General features: G+C 61.7%; 20 protein-coding genes. 7 read left to right on the forward strand and 13 right to left on the reverse strand.

The genetic code is table 11. The annotated features are described in order from the left end of the window. Positions 1-146: 146 nt before the first annotated feature. Positions 147-650, forward strand: coding sequence for a type III secretion system chaperone family protein (locus K3175_RS08195; protein ID WP_221542866.1), 504 nt, complete (start codon positions 147-149; stop codon positions 648-650). Positions 651-772: 122 nt separating this feature from the next. Beyond that, positions 773-1,555, forward strand: coding sequence for a Bax inhibitor-1/YccA family protein (locus K3175_RS08200; RefSeq protein ID WP_221543184.1), 783 nt, complete (start codon positions 773-775; stop codon positions 1,553-1,555). Positions 1,556-1,672: 117 nt separating this feature from the next. On the opposite strand, the gene K3175_RS08205 is transcribed toward K3175_RS08200, so the two are convergent. Then, positions 1,673-1,903, reverse strand: coding sequence for a hypothetical protein (locus K3175_RS08205; protein WP_221542867.1), 231 nt, complete (start codon positions 1,901-1,903; stop codon positions 1,673-1,675). Between K3175_RS08205 and K3175_RS08210 the strand changes: the two genes are divergently transcribed. The 3 genes from K3175_RS08210 (at position 1,896) to cysN (ending at position 5,763) form a co-directional block, all read left to right on the forward strand. Then, a complete protein-coding gene (locus K3175_RS08210) occupies positions 1,896-2,681 on the forward strand; it encodes a hypothetical protein (protein ID WP_221542868.1) in 786 nt (261 codons plus the stop codon). The genes K3175_RS08205 and K3175_RS08210 overlap by 8 nt on opposite strands. 110 nt (positions 2,682-2,791) lie before the next feature. Next, positions 2,792-3,856: a sulfate adenylyltransferase subunit CysD gene (cysD, locus tag K3175_RS08215; RefSeq protein ID WP_282098256.1), complete on the forward strand. Its 1,065-nt coding sequence runs from the start codon at positions 2,792-2,794 to the stop codon at positions 3,854-3,856. After that, positions 3,856-5,763, forward strand: coding sequence for a sulfate adenylyltransferase subunit CysN (gene cysN, locus K3175_RS08220; protein WP_221542870.1), 1,908 nt, complete (start codon positions 3,856-3,858; stop codon positions 5,761-5,763). The genes cysD and cysN overlap by 1 nt, the downstream gene beginning before the upstream one ends. Before the next feature lie 21 nt (positions 5,764-5,784). Here cysN and K3175_RS08225 read toward each other — a convergent pair whose 3' ends face one another. Continuing rightward, positions 5,785-7,053 (reverse strand): acetyl-CoA C-acetyltransferase, encoded by a 1,269-nt coding sequence (locus K3175_RS08225; RefSeq protein WP_221542871.1) that lies wholly within the window; start codon positions 7,051-7,053, stop codon positions 5,785-5,787. A gap of 110 nt (positions 7,054-7,163) precedes the next feature. Between K3175_RS08225 and K3175_RS08230 the strand changes: the two genes are divergently transcribed. Beyond that, positions 7,164-7,925, forward strand: coding sequence for a crotonase/enoyl-CoA hydratase family protein (locus K3175_RS08230; protein ID WP_221542872.1), 762 nt, complete (start codon positions 7,164-7,166; stop codon positions 7,923-7,925). A 1-nt stretch (position 7,926) separates the two neighbouring features. After that, on the forward strand, positions 7,927-9,090 hold the full coding sequence (locus K3175_RS08235) for an acyl-CoA dehydrogenase family protein (RefSeq protein WP_221542873.1): 1,164 nt from the start codon (positions 7,927-7,929) through the stop codon (positions 9,088-9,090). Positions 9,091-9,110: 20 nt separating this feature from the next. Here K3175_RS08235 and K3175_RS08240 read toward each other — a convergent pair whose 3' ends face one another. From K3175_RS08240 to K3175_RS08290, 11 genes are all read right to left on the reverse strand, one after another. After that, positions 9,111-10,376: a hypothetical protein gene (locus K3175_RS08240; RefSeq protein ID WP_221542874.1), complete on the reverse strand. Its 1,266-nt coding sequence runs from the start codon at positions 10,374-10,376 to the stop codon at positions 9,111-9,113. Continuing rightward, positions 10,373-11,614 (reverse strand): potassium/proton antiporter, encoded by a 1,242-nt coding sequence (locus tag K3175_RS08245; RefSeq protein WP_221542875.1) that lies wholly within the window; start codon positions 11,612-11,614, stop codon positions 10,373-10,375. The genes K3175_RS08240 and K3175_RS08245 overlap by 4 nt, the downstream gene beginning before the upstream one ends. Before the next feature lie 76 nt (positions 11,615-11,690). Further along, a complete protein-coding gene (locus tag K3175_RS08250) occupies positions 11,691-12,701 on the reverse strand; it encodes a fumarylacetoacetate hydrolase family protein (RefSeq protein WP_221542876.1) in 1,011 nt (336 codons plus the stop codon). A gap of 14 nt (positions 12,702-12,715) precedes the next feature. Further along, a complete protein-coding gene (gene maiA / locus K3175_RS08255) occupies positions 12,716-13,357 on the reverse strand; it encodes a maleylacetoacetate isomerase (protein ID WP_221543185.1) in 642 nt (213 codons plus the stop codon). Positions 13,358-13,628: 271 nt separating this feature from the next. Next, positions 13,629-14,813: an acyl-CoA dehydrogenase gene (locus tag K3175_RS08260; protein ID WP_221542877.1), complete on the reverse strand. Its 1,185-nt coding sequence runs from the start codon at positions 14,811-14,813 to the stop codon at positions 13,629-13,631. A 213-nt stretch (positions 14,814-15,026) separates the two neighbouring features. Continuing rightward, on the reverse strand, positions 15,027-15,413 hold the full coding sequence (locus K3175_RS08265; RefSeq protein WP_221542878.1) for a four-helix bundle copper-binding protein: 387 nt from the start codon (positions 15,411-15,413) through the stop codon (positions 15,027-15,029). 91 nt (positions 15,414-15,504) lie between these two features. Then, positions 15,505-15,873, reverse strand: coding sequence for a response regulator (locus tag K3175_RS08270; protein ID WP_247710787.1), 369 nt, complete (start codon positions 15,871-15,873; stop codon positions 15,505-15,507). A gap of 77 nt (positions 15,874-15,950) precedes the next feature. Then, positions 15,951-16,508, reverse strand: coding sequence for a helix-hairpin-helix domain-containing protein (locus K3175_RS08275; RefSeq protein ID WP_221542879.1), 558 nt, complete (start codon positions 16,506-16,508; stop codon positions 15,951-15,953). Further along, complete coding sequence (locus tag K3175_RS08280; RefSeq protein ID WP_221542880.1) at positions 16,505-16,630, reverse strand: DNA-directed RNA polymerase subunit beta; 126 nt, start codon at positions 16,628-16,630, stop codon at positions 16,505-16,507. The genes K3175_RS08275 and K3175_RS08280 overlap by 4 nt, the downstream gene beginning before the upstream one ends. 12 nt (positions 16,631-16,642) lie before the next feature. Continuing rightward, a complete protein-coding gene (locus tag K3175_RS08285; RefSeq protein WP_221542881.1) occupies positions 16,643-17,380 on the reverse strand; it encodes an OmpA family protein in 738 nt (245 codons plus the stop codon). A gap of 64 nt (positions 17,381-17,444) precedes the next feature. Then, positions 17,445-19,028, reverse strand: a complete 1,584-nt coding sequence (locus tag K3175_RS08290; RefSeq protein WP_247710788.1) for a vWA domain-containing protein — start codon at positions 19,026-19,028, stop codon at positions 17,445-17,447. Positions 19,029-19,157 lie beyond the last annotated feature (129 nt).

Consider the following 19,157-nt stretch of genomic DNA (forward strand, 5'->3'; position numbering starts at 1 on the left):
ATTCCAAACTAATCCGTATCCGGCATCTTGTTCACAACCTTTGCACAAGCTGGTGTCGTTCTCCCCAGCGCCGAAGCCGGTCGTGATTGCCAAGTTCCTTAACCAATCGGCACAAGCGAGTGCATGAGATGGACGGGAACTCGCTAATGCACTCCGTAGAACGCCGATACGAGGTTGAGGACGATGCGGCTCCGCTCGAAATGCTTGTCGCTCTGTTCGGTGCGCGGGGGTGGCCGTTCGATGTATCGGCGGATGAAATCTGCGGCGAGATCCAGGGTAGCTGGGCCAAATACCAGTTGCGGGGCATCTGGCGCTCGGACGACCGTGTTCTCCAGATACTCTGTCTGCCGGATATCCGCATCGCGGCGGAGAAACTGGGCGCGGCGCATGAACTGGTTGCCTTGGCAAACGAGCAGATGTGGCTCGGTCATTTCGACATTTGGTCGAACGGAAGTGTTCTCCTCTACCGCAATGGTACATTGCTCGGGGACGAGGGCCTGCTGAGCCTGGATCAGGCGCAGGCTCTGGTGGAGATCGCAGTGGAGGAATGCGATCGCTTCTACCCGGCGTTCCAGTTCGTCCTGTGGGGTGACAAGGAGCCGCGCGCCGCGCTCAAGGCGGCGATGGTGGAAGCGGCTGGCGAAGCCTGATTTACTTACCCATATATTAGCCATCTGTGTTTCGGTTTTCCTTGAAATAGGCGCGTAAAAAACCGATATTGTCATCAGAAGCGGGGGCGGGTTCGTTTCCGCGCATGGGAGTTTTTGAAAAAATGGCCAACTGGAACGAAACAGATCGCAGGCCGGACATGACGTCCGTTCCGCGCGCTGGCGATCCGGCAGCCCGCGGCGTTACGTTCGACGCAGGGCTGCGCAAGCATATGCTGTCGATCTACAACATGATGGCTTCGGGCGTCTTGCTGACCGGCATCGTCGCCATGCTGTTCGTCAATTCGCCTTTGTTCGACGTCGCGTTTAACGTGGTTCAGACCCCCTATGGCCGCGCCACGCAGCCAACCGGCCTGGGCTGGATCATCTCGCTAGCCCCGCTGGCCTTCATCCTGGTCCTGAGCTTTGGCGGCGTGCAGCGCTTCTCGAAGACCGCACTTCAGGCGATGTTCTGGTCGTTCGCGGTGTTGTTCGGCATGTCGATGTCGACCATCTTCATGACCTATACCGGTGAATCGATCGCGTCGGCGTTCTTCGCTGCGGCAGCTGCTTTCGCCGGACTGAGCCTGTTCGGATATACGACCAAGAAGAACCTTTCGGGCTGGGGCAGCTTCCTCGTGATGGGCCTCGTCGGCATCATCGTCGCCATGCTGCTCAACGCCTTCTTCTTCCAGTCGGGCGCGATGGGTCTCGTGATCAACATCCTCGGCGTGCTGATCTTCGCGGGCTTCACGGCCTATGATACGCAGCGCCTGAAGACCGAATATTCCTACGTTCGCGGAACGGAATATGCAGGCAAGGCGGTCGTCATGGGCGCGTTCAGCCTCTACCTCGACTTCATCAACCTGTTCATGTTCCTGCTGCAGTTCCTTGGTAATCGCGAATAAGCGATCGTCTGACGAACGCGGTCTTCGGACTGAAATCGATGCCCGGGGCGAAACTCTCGCTCCTGGCATTTTCTTTGCGTCCTCAACACGCTAAGAGGTTCTCTGCTTCATCCCCCATCAATCATAGTCGGGCGATGGTGTTACATAGTCTTTGAGGAGGGTCGGCGTCGCCGTGAGCCGCATTTCAACACAATCCATCCGTATCGCAGCATTGGCCGCAGCTCTGGGCGCCATTGCCGCCTGTACCACGCCGCCGCCTCCGCCGCCTCCACCGCCGCCGCCTCCGCCGCCCGTTGTCATCCCACCGCGCCCCACGCCACCGATGGGGGCGACGACCAGCATGCCCATTCCGATGGTCGCGGCCAGCGGCGTGCGCCAGACGGTCAATGCCGGGCTTACTCCCGCCCAGACTACGTGGAATCTGCGTTCGGCCCTCAATGTGGCCGCCCTCAACTGCCAGGATCTCAAATACACGGGGCTGGTCGACAATTACGGCGCCTTCCTCAAACGCAACGCGAAAGAGCTCTCCGCCACCAACCGCGCGTTGCAGAGCGAATTTCGCCAGCGCTACGGTTCGACCTACCGGGACGTGCAGGATTCCTACATGACCCAGGTCTACAATTATTTTGCGCTTCCCCCGGCGCAGGACGCGTTCTGCGATGTCGCGTTCGCGATCAGCAACGAGGCGCTTACGGTCGAGCCAAGTCAGCTCGACCTTTTCGCCTCGACAGCACTGCCGCGGATCGAGAATGCGTTCGAGGATTTCTTCCGGGCTTACGAGCAGTACCGCGTTAATCTGGCCGCCTGGGATTCGGAATATGGCCCGCCCGCTGCGGTAACAACCACGGTGCAGGGGTACACCAATCCTCTGGATCCCACTGCAACGGTACAACCGGGCCAGACTGTCGTGGGCTCCATGCCGGCGACCGATCCAGCGGCGGCAGACACCGCCTCACAGGCACCTATAATTATTGCCACCGATCAGCTCGGCGTTGGTAATCAGCCTGCGGCAACCGCCCCGTTGCCAAGCGAGGGGCCGATCTTCCAGTCCGGCGAAGTTGTGCAGGGTGAAGCGACATCCGCGCCGACGACTTCAGAAGATGCCGGTCAGGATACGCCCGACTAATACGATCGGCTGAGTGACGTTTTCTTTGGGCGGCTGGAGCGATCCGGTCGCCCATTTTCATGTCTGCTCAAGTACGGTCGACTGCGCTCGTCCCAACTCTGGCTGGCGACATGCCTGCAAACACCGTACTCCGGCCCCTCTCTGAACCATCCTGGGACATTGAAAACTTTCCTTTTCGGTGGGTGAGTGTTCGCCGCTTGCGTGCAATCATCCCGGCTGCAATCTCTCGATGGTCCCGAGAAAGTTCAGCCGGAAACCGCGATTTCATGACCCTTACCCATCTGCAGAGGCTCGAAGCCGAGAGCATCCACATCATGCGCGAAGTGGTGTCGGAAGCGGAAAAGCCCGTGATGCTCTATTCGATCGGCAAGGATAGCGCCGTGATGCTGCATCTTGCCAAGAAGGCCTTCTATCCTTCGCCCCCGCCATTCCCGCTGCTTCACGTCGACACGACCTGGAAGTTTCAGGAAATGTACGCGCTGCGTGAACGAAGCGCTGAGGAGGCGGGCATGGAACTGCTCGTCCACCAGAACCCCGAAGCACAGGAACTGGGCATCAACCCCTTCGACCACGGGCCGCTCCATACCGATATGTGGAAGACGCAGGGGCTGAAGCAGGCGCTCGACAAATACGGCTTCGATGCCGCTTTCGGCGGCGCGCGCCGGGACGAGGAAAAGAGCCGCGCGAAGGAACGGATATTCTCCTTCCGTACGTCCACCCACGGATGGGATCCCAAGGCGCAGCGTCCGGAGTTGTGGAACCTCTACAACGCCAAGAAGAAGAAGGGGGAAAGCATCCGCGTCTTCCCGCTGTCCAACTGGACCGAGCTCGACATCTGGCAATACATCCATCTCGAAAATATCGAGATCGTGCCGCTGTACTTCTCCGCCGTGCGGCCGACCTTCGAATATGAAGGCGGCCTTTTCATGGCAGACGATATCGACCGGCTCGAAAAGGTCATGGGCAGGCGTCCGGAAATCACCGAGCGCTCGATCCGCTTCCGCACGCTGGGCTGCTTCCCGCTGACCGGCGCAGTCGAAAGCGAGGCGGCGACGCTGCCCGAGATCATTCAGGAAATGTTGCTCACCACCACTTCGGAAAGACAGGGCCGCGTGATCGACAAGGACGGCGGCGATGCCTCGATGGAGAAGAAGAAGCAGGAGGGCTACTTCTGATGACCGATCCCATTTATCAGACCGACGCCCTCATCACCGAGGACATCGACGCCTATCTCGAGAAGCACCAGCACAAGACGATGCTGCGTTTCATCACCTGTGGCAGCGTGGACGATGGCAAGTCGACGTTGATCGGGCGCCTTCTCTACGACAGCAAGATGATCTTCGAAGACCAGCTGGCCGCGCTGGAAAACGACAGCAAGCGGGTCGGCACACAGGGGCAGGACATTGATTTCGCGCTTCTGGTCGACGGCCTCGCCGCCGAGCGCGAACAGGGCATCACCATCGATGTAGCCTATCGCTTCTTCTCGACCGAGAGCCGCAAATTCATCGTCGCCGATTGCCCGGGGCATGAACAATATACCCGCAATATGGTCACGGGCGCGTCCACGGCCGATCTCGCCTGCATTCTGATCGATGCGCGCAAGGGTGTGCTGGTCCAGACCAAGCGCCACAGTTTCCTGTGCCACCAGCTGGGCATCAAGAATCTGGTGCTGGCGGTGAATAAGATGGATCTGATCGATTACGATCAGGCGAAATATGACGCGATCATCGCCGATTATCGCGCTTTTGCGGAAAGCATCGGCATCGAAGGCTTTACCGCCATCCCGATCTCCGGGCTCGCAGGCGACAATATAACCAGCAAATCGGACAACACCGCCTGGTACGATGGGCCGACGCTGATGGACCATCTCGAAAGCGTCGAGGTCCGTCTTGATGAAAACATGGCCAGGCCGTTTCGCATGCCCGTCCAGTGGGTAAATCGGCCAAATCTCGACTTCCGCGGTTTCTCCGGCCTGATCGCCAGCGGTCGGGTGAAGCCGGGGGACACGGTTCGCTCGCTCCCATCGGGCAAGACGAGCACGGTCAAATCCGTGGTGACGATGGCGGGCGATCTGGACGAGGCGGTGGCCGGTCAGTCCGTCACCATCACGCTCGATGATGAAATCGATTGCTCGCGGGGGGATGTGCTGGCCGCTGCGGACAGTCCTCCGGAAGTAGCCGACCAGTTCGAATCCACGCTGGTCTGGATGGACGAGGCTCCGCTGGTGGTAGGTCGTGCCTACTGGATGAAGCTGGGTACGCAGATGGTCAGCGTGACGGTTTCCGAGCCGAAGTACGAGATCAACGTCAACACGATGCAGCATCTTGCGGCAAAGACGCTCAACCTGAATTCCATCGGCGTCAGCGAGATCACCACCGATCGCCAGATCGTGTTCGAACCCTATACCGAAAACCGGGCGCTTGGCGGGTTTATCCTGATCGACAAGATTTCCAACCGGACGGTCGGTGCGGGGATGCTGCATTTCAGCCTTCGGCGCGCCCAGAATGTCCACTGGCAGGCGGTCGATATCACGCGGGACGATCACGCCGCGATGAAAAATCAGAAGCCGCGCGTGCTATGGTTCACTGGGCTGTCCGGATCGGGCAAATCGACGATTGCGAACGAGGTTGAGAAGAAGCTGGCGATCATGAACCGGCACACCTTCCTGCTCGATGGCGACAATGTGCGGCACGGTCTCAACAAGGACCTCGGCTTTACGGAAAGCGACCGGATCGAGAATATCCGGCGGATCGGCGAAGTCGCCAAGCTGATGACCGATGCAGGGCTGATCGTGCTGACTGCTTTCATCAGCCCGTTCCGCGCGGACCGTCAGCTCGTGCGCGACATGATGGGCGAGGGCGAATTCATCGAGATCCATGTGGACACCCCTCTCGATGTCGCCGAGGCACGCGATGTGAAGGGGCTGTATCGCAAGGCGCGCGAAGGCAAGCTCAAGAACTTCACTGGCATCGATAGCCCCTATGAGGAACCGGAAGACCCGGAAATCCGGGTCAACACAGTGTCGATGAGCCCCGAAGAAGCGGCCGATCACATTATCAGCCAGATCCTGCCGCTGAAATAGGCGGCAGGAGCCTGGACAGGATCAGTCGACGAAGTCCTCGACCCGTTCGATGATGATGGCGGGGGCCATGCCGCCGGCGGCACACATGGTGACGAGGCCAAACCGCTTCTGCTGGCGCTCCAGTTCGTCCACCATCGTGCCGATCAGGATGGATCCGGTGGCGCCAATGGGGTGCCCCAATGCGATCGAGCCGCCGTTCACATTCACCTTGTCCCAATCCAGGGACAGGTCGCGAACGAATTTGGCCGCCACCACTGCAAAGGCTTCGTTGATTTCGTAAAGGTCGATGTCATCGGTGGTCAGGCCGGCCTTCTCGAGCACCTTTTTCGCCGCGGGAACGGGCGCGTTGAGCATCAGGGTAGGGTCATCGCCCATATTGGCGGTGGCCACGATGCGGGCGCGCGGTTTGAGCCCGTGCGCCTGGGCATAGTCCTTGGACGTCACCAGGACCGCTGCCGCCCCGTCGACAACCCCCGAACTGTTGCCCGCATGGTGGAAATGTTCGATTTTCAGATCGGGGTATTTCGCATTCACCAGCCCGGCGAAGGTGGTGCCTTTCTTGTCGAGCGGGATGTGGGCGATCTTGGCGAATGCTGGCTCCAGCTCGGCCAGCCCTTCCATCGTGGTCTGCGGGCGGGGGAATTCCTCCTTGTCGAGCAGCACATTGCCATCGTCATCGGTGACCGGGACCAGCGATTTGTCGAACCGTCCTTCTGCGATGGCGGCCGCGGCGCGCTGCTGGCTGCGGTAACCGACTTCGTCCAGTTCCTCGCGGGTAAATCCTTCCATGCTGGCGATGGCGTCTCCGCATACGCCCTGATGGCTCTGCGGATGGATGGCCTGCAGGCGCGCATTGTAGCTGCCCATCATCGGCGGTTTCAGCCCGGCGGCCATCTTCTCCTTGGCGAGCTCTGCGGTCAGGCTCATCATCTCGGTTCCGCCTGCGACCACGCAATCTTCCATGCCGCTCATCACCTGCGCGGCGGCCAGCGCCACCGAGGTAATTCCGCCGCCGCAGAACCGGTCGAGAGTCGTCCCTGACGACGTGATGTCATACCCCGCATCGAGCGCGGCCATCCGGCCAAGGTCGCCGGCCTGCATTCCGTCCTGCGTACTGACGGACCAGATCACGTCGTCGACTGTCGCCGTATCGAGCCCATTGCGGTCCCTGATCGCCTTCAGCACCGTGGCGGCAAGATGCTGCGGATGCATCGCGGCAAGCGCGCCTTTGCCCTTTTTTCCGATCCCGCGCGGCGTCCGGACGACGTCGATAATGTAAGCTTCGCCCATGGCATGATCCTCTCGTTAATCGATTATTGCGGCAAATGCCGGTTGACGTTTGCGTAAGCGTCCCGCAGCTAGGGAGCAAGAACAGTTTCAAAACGCAATGGAGAGAGCGAATGTCCGATGAGGTCCTGACCGAGGTCGATGACGGCGTCCTGATCGTCACCATCAACCGCCCCGACGCCAAGAACGCGATGAGCAAAGCCGCCGCCGAGGGCATCGCCGCCGCCATGGACCGTTTGGATGAAGATGATGGGCTTCGGGTCGGCATCCTTACTGGTGCCGGGGGCACCTTCTGCTCCGGAATGGATCTCAAGGGCTTCCTGCGCGGAGAGTCGCCCAGCATCGAAGGTCGCGGATTCGGCGGCGTCGTTCAGGCTCCGCCGAAGAAACCCCTGATCGCGGCGGTCGAAGGCTATGCGCTGGCCGGCGGTCTCGAACTGATGATCGCCTGCGATCTCGTTGTGGCGCATCGGGACGCCAAATTCGGTATTCCCGAGGTCAAGCGAGGCCTCGTCGCGGCGGCGGGCGGGGTGCTGATGCTACCCGACCAGATCCCCGAACGGATCGCCATGGAGCTGGCGCTGACCGGCGAATTTATCGGCGCCGATCGCGCCTACGAGCTCGGGCTTATCAATCGCGTTACCGAGGGTTCGGCACTGGACGAGGCAAAAGAGCTGGCCAGGCGCATCGCCGCCAATGGCCCGCTGGCCGTGCGCGTGTCCAAGCAGATCGTGAAGGATTCGCGCGGCTGGGCGATGGATGAGCGTTACGACAAGCAGGCCCAGCTCATCGGGCCGGTCTTCATGTCGGAAGATGCCCGCGAAGGCGCCGCCGCCTTCGCGGAAAAGCGAACCCCGAACTGGAAAGGCAAGTAACATGGGCGTGATCGACGTACCGCAACCCGCCTTTATGGAGGACGAGGAAATCTCGATCTTCGCCGACGCAGTGGGCAAGTTCTACGAGAAGCACGCCCCGGAAAAGCGCGTGCTGAAATGGCGAGAGGATGGCCAGGTCGAACGCGAATTCTGGCGCGAGGCTGGCGAAGCCGGTTTGCTCGGCTCATCCGTGCCAGAGGAATACGGCGGCCATGGCGGTGACTTCCGACACGAGATGGTCGTGATCGATCAGCAGGGCAAGCACGGCGTGGAGGGTTTTTCGGCGAGTCTGCATAACACCGTCATCCTGCCATATCTGGTCCGTCACGGAACGGAGCAGCAGAAGAAGAAGTACCTGCCCAAGCTCGTAACCGGTGAACTCGTCAGTGCCATCGCCATGACAGAACCGGGAGTGGGCTCCGATCTCCAGTCGATCACCACGACTGCGCTCAAAGACGGTAATGGCTATCGCATCAATGGGGCCAAGACATACATCTCGAACGGCCAGACTGCGGATTTCATCATCGTCGTCGCCAAGACCGATCCGAAGGAACGCGCCAAGGGCATTTCCCTGATGCTTTTGGAAACGGAAGAGGCAGAAGGTTTCCAGCGCGGCAAGAAACTCGACAAGGTGGGGCTGGATGCACAGGACACGTCGGAGCTGTTCTTCGATGACGTATTCGTGCCGTCCGACGCGGTGCTGGGCGGCGTGGAAGGGCAGGGCTTCTACCAGTTGATGGGCGAATTGCCCCAAGAACGCCTGATCATTGCCATGGGCGCCATGACCACGATAGAACGCGCGCTCGAAGAAACGGTGGCTTACGTCAAGGACCGCAAGGCTTTCGGCAAGACGATCTGGGATTTCCAGAACACGCAGTTCACCCTGGCGGATCTCAAGGCTCGGGGCACAGCCGCGCGGATTTTCGTGAACGATTGCATCGCCAAGCATCTGGACGGCAAGCTCGACGTGCCCACTGCATGTATGGCCAAATACTGGGTCACGGAATTGCAGGGAGAGGTGGTCGACAAATGCCTGCAACTTCACGGCGGGGCCGGTTACATTAACGACTATCCCATCGCCCGCATGTTCCGCGACAGCCGCATCACACGGATTTTCGGCGGTTCAAACGAGATCATGAAGATGGTGATCGCCCGCTCTATCTGAGCTAGCGCCGTGGGAGAGGATTACTCGATCCCTCCCCGGCGCAACATTGCATCGATTTCCTTCACCTTGGCGGCATAGCGCGGATCGTCGAGCGCACCGTAGCGGGCAGCGAATTCGGCATCGGTGAGGCCGTCGCTCAGTTTCAGGGCCTCGGCGGGAAGCAGAGTATTTTCGTCACCTCGCATCAGCTTTGCGCGCGCCTTGTCGAGGGTCTGCGGATCAGTCAGGCGCCGCGCAGTGAGCAGGCCGGCGCGGTCGCTGGCAAGGTCGACGAAGGAAAAGCCGCTCGGATCTTCAGGCGCCAGCATAGCGACACCGGCCTTGGTGTCTGCCAGCTCCTTCCATTCGCCGATCAGCGTGCCCAACCGGTTGCCGGTTGTCGTCTCGAGCGCCGCCGACAGGGTCCAGTGCATAGCCCAGTCGGCTCTCCCGTGAAGCAGGATGGGAGCCATGTTCGCGGGCGGCGAACAGGCCTCGAGAGCCTGATTTCCGGCGGCTAGGTGAACCTTCTCCGGCGTTGCGGTGATAAGCGCCAAGGCCATGATCGCCGTGCGATGGCCTTCGGGGCTTGCCTCACTTGCGGCGAGCGCCCGGCGGATATGCGCTGCCAGGGACGCTTCCGGTTCCGCGACCTGCATTTGGACGAGATCGCAATACAGAGCGGCAATGGCATGCTCATCGAGTGTCGCTCTGCCGGTTGCCGCGGCTTGCACCAACAAGCTCTCTTTCGGCATCAGGACCTTGGCGGCGACGGTTTCACGGCTGATGGCGAGTTCCCGCAGGATTTTGTCGAGAGGCGGCAATGCGGTTTCAGCGCCAAGATAGCGCTCCTGCAATTGCTCCAGCCCCCAGTCCGACAGCCATCCTGGGAGTGGAATCGATCCGACCTCGATATTCCAGCCGGGCATGCCTTCGCTGGTGCCGCGTGCACGCGCCCTTATGTTGAGCCAGCGCCACAGGATCGGGCGGCTGCCGGTGAGAGTTAGCGTGCCGTCTTCGACCCCAGCGTGGATACGGGCCGGGGCAGCCCCCTGTGTCGCCATGGCTGACAGTGCCGCCAGTTCGGTATTGCCGAGAGTCAGGGTAACGGGCTTGCCGGTTTCCCGACTGGACCGGGCTTGTTGCGCCAGGCCCTTCGCAGCGGCCACCTGATCGCCGGTCGCCGCCCGCTTTTCGTCCACCCAGGGTGAGGGACTCGTGGCGAGCATCGGTACACCGATCAGGAGGGCGAGGAGCAGGGCTATGAAAAGACGCTTGCGGCTTCTCCGCGGCGATGCGGTCGTCATGACTGTGCCTCGGCGCTTCGACCTAGTCTTTGCGAGGCGCGATTTTCATGATCGGCGATCGCGAGGCGTTGAGCGACCCAATTGATGGTCGGACCCTGGATCACGCTCGACAGCAGGACCACGAAGAAGACCACGTTGAAGATCGCGAATGCCCCCTCGACACCGGCCACAATCGGAAATGTGGCCAGGACTATGGGGACGGCACCGCGCAGGCCCGCCCAGGAAACGAACAGCTTGGATCGCCAGGCGAACTGGCGAAACGGGGCAAGGCAGAGAAAAACGCTCACGGGCCGGGCGATGAACATGAGGATCGCCGTTATGGCAAGCCCCGGCACGAGGACCGGCCCAAGCTGCGATGGAGTGACGAGCAAGCCCAGCGTCAGGAACATGGCAACCTGCGCCAGCCACGCCATGCCGTCCTGAAAGGTAGAGACCGTGCGTTTCGCGGCATAGGATCGACTGCCTGCGACCAGCCCCGCAAGATAGGCAGCGAGAAAGCCATTGCCCGAAAACAGCTCGGCAGCGCCGAAGGCGATGAGCGCGGCGGCAATCGAAATCACGAAGGCGAGTCCGCCCTGACGGTAGCCGCCGCGTTTCAGCAGCGCAGGCATGGCGAAGCCGACCGCGATTCCGACGATTGCGCCCATGATCATCTGCACGAGGAATTCCGGCACCAGCGTCAGCGGAGAGGCGGAAGGTTCGGCGATGAATAGCAGGACGGCACCAACCAGGAAGATGGCCATGGGATCGTTGGAGCCCGATTCCACCTCGATCAGTGCGGGCACATCGCCATGAAGATCAAGCCCGGTCGACCGCAGGATTGCGAACACCGCAGCTGCATCGGTCGAGGCGATGATCGCGCCCAGCAGGGCGGCTTGGGGCGGGGCGATATCGAGCAGCAGGACGGCCGCACCTGCCACGATGCCCGCGCTGATGAGGACGCCCAAGGATGCCATGATCAAGGCGGGCGCGGCAACCCGCCGCACATCCTTCAGATCAGTGTCGAGCCCGCCCGAGAAGAGGATGAACACCAGCGATGCCATCCCGATCGCCTGGGCGAGCGCGAAGTTCTCGAAGTCTATCCCGCCCGGGCCATCGATCCCCGCCAGCATGCCAAGGCCGAGGAAGCCGATAAGCGCGGGCAGGCCGAAGCGGCTCGAGACGCTGCCCGCAAGAACCGTGGTCAGCAGCAGAACGCCGACGAGGAGGAAGGTCGCCTGGGTATCCAGAAAGTCCATCGAACAGACCTCAGTCGACGGGTCCCCACCGGCCCGCGTGATTGGTCGAGAAGAAGCGCGAGTGCGGGCCTGCTACTCAGGCCTCCACCACCTTCTGCTCGATCGCGCCGAAGATCGAATGACCTTCCGCATCCTTCATCTCCACGCGGACGGTATCGCCCGGGGCCATGAAGCGGGTCTTGGCTTCGCCTTCGGCGATGGTTTCGATCATGCGGATTTCGGCAATGCAGCTATAGCCGAGACCGCCTTCGGCCACCGGCTTGCCGGGATCGCCATCGGGGCCCTGGTTCGACACCGTGCCCGATCCGATGATCGTGCCGGCGCCCAGATCGCGGGTTTTTGCGGCATGTGCCACGAGGTCGGCAAGGCTGAAGGTGGCATCGACCCCGGCATTGGCGCGGCCGAAGGGTTTTCCGTTGTAATCCACCATCAGCGGCAGGTGGATGACGCTGCCCTTCCATGCATCGCCAAGCTCATCGGGTGTGACCGCGACCGGGCTGAAGGCGCTGGCAGGCTTGGACTGGAAGAAGCCGAAGCCCTTGGCCAGTTCGCCCGGGATCAGGCCGCGCAGGCTGACGTCGTTCACCAGCATCACCAGCTTGATGTGGCTGGCGGCTTCGTCGCTCGACACGCCCATGGGCACATCGTCGGTAACGACTGCAATCTCGCCTTCCATGTCGCAGCCCCACTTGGTGTCTTTCAGCGGGATATCGTCACGCGGGGCGAGGAAGCCGTCGCTGCCGCCCTGGTACATCAGCGGATCGTGGTAGAAGCTCTCCGGCACCTCGGCACCGCGCGCCTTGCGCACCAGTTCGACGTGATTGATGTAGGCCGAACCGTCGGCCCACTGATAGGCGCGGGGCAGCGGCGAATGCGCTTCGCGTTCGTGGAACCGCTCGGTCGGCACGGCTTCGTGCTCCACATCGGTGTAAAGCGCTTCCAGCCTGGGAGCGACCGCATCCCAATTGTCCAGCGCATGCTGGAGCGTGGGAGCGATGTTGTCGGCGGCGCAATAGCGGGTGAGGTCCTTGGAGACGACGACCAGCTTGCCGTCGCGGGTTCCGTCCTTGAGCGTGGCGAGTTTCATGGAAGTCCTCTCTCTTAACTGTTGTCAGGATTGTCGGGCTGCGCGTCCGGATGGGCGCGCTGGAATTCAGGTAATGCCAGGCAGGCGCGTTCGATCCGCTCGATATGCGGCTTGTCGCCGAAATCGAACTCGAACCGCCGGGCGTTATAGACTTGGGGCAGCAGGCAGACTTCGAAGAAGCCGGGGGAATCGAACAGGAAGTCGCCGGTGCCCAGCTGTGCGAGGCGCTGCTCCAGCGGATCGAGCGTGCGGGCGAGCCAGTGGCGATACCACACACCGATCTCTTCCTGCGACTTGCCGTATTCGTTCGACAGATATTTCAGCACCGGCAGGTTGAGCGGCGCGTGCAGTTCGGTGGCGATGGCATAGGCCAGTTCGCGCGCGACATAGCGATCGTCGAGATCGGTGGGCAGCAGCGGCCGGTCGGTATAGGCTTCGTCGAGCCATTCGATCTGCGCCATCGACTGTACGCGGTCCATGCCGCCAGCTTCCAGCAGCGGGACCGAACCGAACGGATTACGGCTGGTGAAGGCAGCGCCCTTCTGCTCGCTCTCGAGCAGGTTCACAGGCACGTATTCGTAATCCAGCCCCTTGAGTTCAAGCGCGATGCGAAGGCGGTAGCTGGTCGAGCTGCGGTAGTAGCCGTGAAGGCGGATCATAAAGCAAATCCTACAGGATGGAGCACATGGAGCACGGTCCTGAGGGAAATAACTCCGGAGGCAGTTTTTCCCTGAAAAGCGCAAGTGTCAGGCTGTTGGAAGCGAGTCATCTGGCCTGTGTGACAGGCGGCCCGAATGTAGGAAAGGGTTCTTGAACCATCCGCGCAAGCGGCATAGCGGTGCGGCAATCCATGGTCCCGAACCATCAACATGCCCGGGTGCTGGACCGCCGTTTCCGCCTTGCCGGCGCGCGATGGCAATTGTCCTGTCAAAATGCCGGAATTCCCGTGATGGCGCGGCCCAGGATCAGCGCGTGGACATCATGGGTGCCTTCATAGGTATTGACCGTTTCGAGGTTCACCATGTGGCGAATGACCTGATATTCTTCCGAAATACCGTTGCCGCCGTGCATGTCACGCGCCTGCCGCGCAATGTGGAGCGCCTTGCCGACATTGTTGCGCTTGACCACCGAAATCATGTCGGGCGCAAACTTGCCCTCATCCATCAGGCGGCCAACGCGAAGGCTCGCCTGCAGACCGAGAGAGATTTCGGTCAGCATGTCTGCCAGCTTGAGCTGATAGAGCTGCTTGGAGGCCAGCGGCACGCCGAACTGCTGGCGGTCGAGACCGTATTGGCGCGCGGCATGCATGCAGAATTCGGCAGCCCCCATCGCGCCCCAGCTGATGCCGTAACGGGCGCGGTTGAGACAGCCGAAAGGACCCTTGAGCCCTTCGACATTGGGAAGCAGGGCGTCTTCGCCTACTTCCACTTCGTCCATCACGATCATGCCCGTGGTGCTGGCACGCAGCGAAATCTTGCCTTCGATCTTGGGCGCGGAAAGGCCCTTCATGCCCTTTTCGAGCACGAAGCCGCGAATGGCGCCGCCATGTTCCTCACTCTTCGCCCAGACGACGAAGACATCGGCAAAGGGGGAATTGGAAATCCAGGTCTTGGAGCCGTTGAGGACATAGCCGCCATCCACCTTCTTGGCGGTGGTTTTCATGCCTGCCGGATCGCTTCCGGCGTCGGGTTCGGTCAGGCCGAAGCAGCCGATCAGCTGGCCGCTGGCGAGACCGGGGAGGTACTTCCTGCGCTGGTCGTCCGAACCATAGGCGTGGATCGGATACATCACGAGACTGGACTGGACCGAGGCCATCGAACGATAGCCGCTGTCGACCCGTTCGATTTCGCGAGCGATCAGGCCGTAGGCGACATAGCCCGCGCCGGCGCCGCCGAACTCTTCGGGAATGGTCGCGCCGAGCAGGCCCGCTTCACCCATCATGGGGAAGAGTTCGGGCGCATCCTTTTCCTGGGAAAACGCCTCGATCACGCGGGGCTGGAGTTCGCCTTGCGCAAAACCATGCGCAGCGTCGCGGATCATCCGCTCTTCCTCGGTCAGCTGCTCGTCGAGGTTGAAGGGATCCTGCCAGTCGAACGGCACCATTCCAGCCATGTGGTCTCCTTTGTAACTTTATTTGCCGATGGCAGAGCGGCGCAGGGCGCGCAAGAGGCGCTATTCTAAGCCCGACCTGCCCCGGCCACCGGTTCAAATTCGCCTAGCACGAGCTGGCGTCAAGGCGTCAGAAAATTCGCGTGGCGGCGGGGAAGGGGCGACGAAGGTGCCGCCCCGTCCCGCTTGCGCCGCGCTTTAAATGTACCGGGGGCCTTACTTGACGAGGGGAAGGGCCTTGCGGCAGTCATCGGCACATTCGCGGCACATCTTGGCGCACATCTCGCAATGCGGATCGTCATGCTTCTCGCATTCCTCGGCGCAGGTTTCGCAGGCCTTGATGCAAAGTTCGAGCTGGGCGCGAAGCACGTCGATGTTCTGCGCGGTGCGGCGCACGGCCAGCCGGGCTGTCCCGGCGCAAACGTCGGCGCAATCGAGGCAGTAACGGATGCACTGCGCCATATCGCCATCTTCGGCGACGCAGGCATCGGCGCAGCTGGTGCAGAAGAGCGAGCACAGCATCGCGTGACGCGCGGCGAGGATGAGCTCTTCGGTTTCGTCTTTCACCTGCGGGTGGGTATCGATCATCTTCTGCAGAGACATGGGCTTCCTTTCCTTGGAGGGTTCGCTTCAAGGAATGGATACAGGAGGCCAACTGTTCCGAGCGCGTCTGGGCGTACCCGGCGCAATCGGATCAGTTGTACTGAATGGCGCGTTCGACCGAGTGAATGACTTCGGCAGGAGGGCAGGGCTTCGCAAGTGTTTGCGCGCGGGGAAAGCGGATCGCCACTTCATCGGGCGTGAGCTGGCCGGAGTGGAAAATGACCTGCACGTCTTCCGCCATCATCTGTTCTGCCAGTGGATAGACGATCCCGTCGCCCAGCTGGACATCGAGGATGGCGACATCGGGTTTGGTCTTCTGATAGGCGAGCATGGCGCTCGACAGGTCCACGAAGGGACCTTCCACGATGTAGCCGGCTTCGGAAACGGTGTCGCAAAGGTCGATCCCGATGATCGCTTCATCTTCCGCGACCAGCACGCGTAACGGCTTCGACTGTACCATTCAGCCTCCTCGTTTTGCTCCGACCCAAGGTGATATAATGGTCGGAGCAGAGCGAGGTTCCCGAAATTCCCGCTTTTCTAGGCGCCGGCTCCGTAGCGGTTCTGGAATTCGGCAGTATCGCCTGTAGCCAGAAGGCCTGCCTGACCGACCCAGTCATCGCGCCGGATACGGCCCTGGAAGCGGCCGAGTTCGGCGTCGATCCGGTCGATATCGGCCTCGTTCCAGGACGCGATCTCGGAGAAGGAGGTGATGCCCAGTTCGTGAAGGCGAGCGGCAAGCTTCGGGCCGACACCCTTGATGCTGGTCAGATCGTCGGTCCCGGCGCCGACCGGCTTGGGGCTGGCGGACGATACGCCGACCTGTCCCACCTCGGCGCTGGCAGCTACGGCCGCGCCGCTACCGGCAAGACCGGTGGGCGTGGCGACGGGCTGCGGATCGCGCGCGGCGGCGGGCGGTGCATCGACCAGCGCGGAGTTGCGCTGGGCCTTCTGTGCGCCTTCGTCGAGCACATCGCCCCGGCTCGCCCCGGTGACCTTGGTGCGGCGGGTGCTGCGGAACAGATACCAGGCGACGACGAGCCCGATGACCAGCGCGATGGCCAGCAGATACCAATATTCGGCGAGCAATTGATTCATGGTGCTTCCTTCGTGTCCTCAATCTCAGCCACCTGCCCGCGGCCCCAGAGGGTGAAACCGATGGTCAGGCCGATCAGATAGGCGACCAGCATCAGGGCGATGACTTCAAACCAGATGGGCATCGGTTACTCCTGTCACCGCGGCCCCGGCGTGTCGACCGGTGTGGGTGTGAGCGGTTCCATCCGGATGACGGAAAATTCGATGCGGCGGTTGGCGGGATCCTCTGCCGTCAGGCTGGCTACCGGGCGGCTCGATCCGTAACCGCGTGCGCGCAGGCTGTCGCGCGGGATACCGCGGCGCACCAAGGCTTCGCGCACGACCCGGGCGCGGTCCATGCTGAGAGCGACATTGTCGGCTTCGTTGCCGGACTTGTCGGTATGGCCGGTGACAGCGATGATCGCGCCGGAACAGGGCTCCAGCGCCTCCGCCACCTCGTCCAGCAGCATGCGGCTGGCCGGGACCAGCGCGGTGCTGGCCTCCTGGAAACGGATGGTGCGCGTGCGCAGCAGTCCGTCGACATCCTCCTGGCAATGTAGCGGTTCGTAGGTCGGTTCGCTGCCGGCGGCATTGACAGTGCCATCGACCCACGAGACCCCGCCCACGCCGGGGATGGAGGCGACGACCTGCGCGGCGCGGGTCCGCTCCTCGTCGCTGAGGTCTTCCCCGCCCGAAAGCAGCGGATGGCGCGAGGGCGATCCGGTGCTGCTGGCGAAATCGACTTCCACCACACCCAGATCCTGCCGCGACAAGGCCGCATCTGCGCGGGCAGACAGTCCCTGCGCCATGCGAGCGGCCCGGTCCGAGAAGAAGGACACGGACCCGATCGCCATCACCAGCAGAGCCCCCAGGGCGATGATCGTACGCGCAGACATGCCCGGCTCATAGCCGCGCGCCAACGGGCCTGCCAAGGCTCGATTGGCAATCAGTTCAGCGCAATCAGTTCAGGGACGCCGCCGTTTCCACCAGTGCCAGATATTCCTGGCGCAGATATTCGTCCTGCCTGCCGGCCAGACCTTCCACCGCGTCCCAGCTATAGCCCGCCAGCAGCGTGTCACCGCGCAGCTTTTGCCCATAGGCCGCAACCGAGGCGGCGAAGGCAAAATCGCCGCGGGGTGCCTGGCGCGTGTTCAGTGCGGATGCGGGCAGGCGATATTGGAGCAGGCGCGATTTTTGCCCATCAGGCAGTTTGTAGCGCAGCTGTACGAATGCCGCCTCGGAAGCGTGAACGCCGGGCGTGGTTTTTGCCGCAGCCTGATACCGCCGGTCCAAAACCCATCCCTTGGCCCCTGCCGGGATCACTTCATAGATGGCCGTCACCTGATGCCCGGCACCAATATCGCCTGCGTCCACGGCGTCATTGGCGAAATCCTCTTCGCGAAGGGCGCGGTTTTCATAGCCGATCAGGCGATACTGGCTGACCACCGAAGGATTGAATTCGATCTGGATTTTCACATCCTTGGCGATGGTGAAGAGCGTGGAGCTCATTTCGTCGCGCAGGACCTTCCGGGCTTCCATCGGCGTATCGATGTAGGCGTAATTGCCGTTCCCGTAATTGGCGATCTGTTCCATCATCGCCTCGTTGTAATTGCCGGTGCCGAAGCCCAGCGTGGTCAGGGTCACACCGCTATCGCGCTGCTTCTTGATCTTCTGGATCAGGGCATCGGTGTCGTAGATGCCGACATTGAAATCGCCGTCGGTCGCCAGGATCACGCGGTTCACGCCGCCTTTTATGAAACCCTTCTTGGCCATGGCATAGGCGAGATCCAGACCGGCTGCGCCCGCTGTCGAGCCGCCCGACCGCAATTGCGCCAGTGCCGCGCGGATTTCGGCAGGATTGCTCGTCGGTTCCAGCAGAACCCCGGTGGTGCCGACATAAGTCACGATGGATACTTTGTCCCGCGGCGAGATTTCCCGCGTGAGGCCAGAGAGCGCCTGCTTGACCAGCGGCAGCTTGTCCTGGTCGTTCATCGACCCGGACACATCGACCAGGAAAACCAGATTGGCCGCCGGGCGCTCGGCGCGCGGCAGATCGTACCCGCGCAGACCGATGCGCACGAGCCGTGCTGCCGGATTCCAGGGGCTGGCGGCGGCATCGAGCGTGACCGAGAAAGGTTTGCTGCGATCGGTCGGCCGCGGATAGTCATAGCGGAAATAATTGATCAGTTCTTCGGTCCGCACCGCCGATTCCGGAGGCAGCGCACCGGAGGTGAGAAACCGGCGGGTGTTGGCATAGGCGCCCGTGTCCACATCCACCGAGAAGGTGGAAACCGGCTCGTTCGCCGCAATCCTGATTGCCGAGACATCTTCCCCGGCATAGCGTTCGCGGTTCTCATCCCGATTGATAAAGAGATCGGACGCCATACCCGCCGAAGGCACGCCGGGAGCGTAGCGGCTTTCCGCCACCATTTCCGCCTGTTCGATCGCGGCGGGGGCGTAAGCCGGTTCGGCGATGTCGAGGGTGGTGACATGCTCTATTTCGGCGTCACCATCCTGCGAGCATCCCGCGATCGCGAAAATCATGGAGGATGTTGCGAGAAGGGACATGGCACCCCCCACGAATCTTGTCCGGTTATCCATTGCCTTCCTCTCCATAACCATTTCCCCAAGCAGTGATGTTATCTCATAAATTAAGGCGAATTGATGGCTTAA

The organism is Qipengyuania aestuarii, from assembly GCF_019711535.1.
GTDB lineage: Bacteria > Pseudomonadota > Alphaproteobacteria > Sphingomonadales > Sphingomonadaceae > Qipengyuania > Qipengyuania aestuarii.

Excerpts from the sequence above, each read along its gene's own strand:
- K3175_RS08195 (WP_221542866.1), top strand. The coding sequence starts at position 147 with ATGCACTCCGTAGAACGCCGATACGAGGTTGAGGACGATGCGGCTCCG.
- K3175_RS08200 (WP_221543184.1), top strand. The coding sequence starts at position 773 with ATGGCCAACTGGAACGAAACAGATCGCAGGCCGGACATGACGTCCGTT.
- K3175_RS08210 (WP_221542868.1), top strand. The coding sequence starts at position 1,896 with ATGCCCATTCCGATGGTCGCGGCCAGCGGCGTGCGCCAGACGGTCAAT.
- K3175_RS08205 (WP_221542867.1), bottom strand. The coding sequence starts at position 1,903 with ATGGGCATGCTGGTCGTCGCCCCCATCGGTGGCGTGGGGCGCGGTGGG.
- cysD (WP_282098256.1), top strand. The coding sequence starts at position 2,792 with ATGCCTGCAAACACCGTACTCCGGCCCCTCTCTGAACCATCCTGGGAC.
- cysN (WP_221542870.1), top strand. The coding sequence starts at position 3,856 with ATGACCGATCCCATTTATCAGACCGACGCCCTCATCACCGAGGACATC.
- K3175_RS08225 (WP_221542871.1), bottom strand. The coding sequence starts at position 7,053 with ATGGGCGAAGCTTACATTATCGACGTCGTCCGGACGCCGCGCGGGATC.
- K3175_RS08230 (WP_221542872.1), top strand. The coding sequence starts at position 7,164 with ATGTCCGATGAGGTCCTGACCGAGGTCGATGACGGCGTCCTGATCGTC.
- K3175_RS08235 (WP_221542873.1), top strand. The coding sequence starts at position 7,927 with ATGGGCGTGATCGACGTACCGCAACCCGCCTTTATGGAGGACGAGGAA.
- K3175_RS08240 (WP_221542874.1), bottom strand. The coding sequence starts at position 10,376 with ATGACGACCGCATCGCCGCGGAGAAGCCGCAAGCGTCTTTTCATAGCC.
- K3175_RS08245 (WP_221542875.1), bottom strand. The coding sequence starts at position 11,614 with ATGGACTTTCTGGATACCCAGGCGACCTTCCTCCTCGTCGGCGTTCTG.
- K3175_RS08250 (WP_221542876.1), bottom strand. The coding sequence starts at position 12,701 with ATGAAACTCGCCACGCTCAAGGACGGAACCCGCGACGGCAAGCTGGTC.
- K3175_RS08260 (WP_221542877.1), bottom strand. The coding sequence starts at position 14,813 with ATGGCTGGAATGGTGCCGTTCGACTGGCAGGATCCCTTCAACCTCGAC.
- K3175_RS08265 (WP_221542878.1), bottom strand. The coding sequence starts at position 15,413 with ATGTCTCTGCAGAAGATGATCGATACCCACCCGCAGGTGAAAGACGAA.
- K3175_RS08270 (WP_247710787.1), bottom strand. The coding sequence starts at position 15,873 with ATGGTACAGTCGAAGCCGTTACGCGTGCTGGTCGCGGAAGATGAAGCG.
- K3175_RS08275 (WP_221542879.1), bottom strand. The coding sequence starts at position 16,508 with ATGAATCAATTGCTCGCCGAATATTGGTATCTGCTGGCCATCGCGCTG.
- K3175_RS08280 (WP_221542880.1), bottom strand. The coding sequence starts at position 16,630 with ATGCCCATCTGGTTTGAAGTCATCGCCCTGATGCTGGTCGCCTATCTG.
- K3175_RS08285 (WP_221542881.1), bottom strand. The coding sequence starts at position 17,380 with ATGTCTGCGCGTACGATCATCGCCCTGGGGGCTCTGCTGGTGATGGCG.
- K3175_RS08290 (WP_247710788.1), bottom strand. The coding sequence starts at position 19,028 with ATGATTTTCGCGATCGCGGGATGCTCGCAGGATGGTGACGCCGAAATA.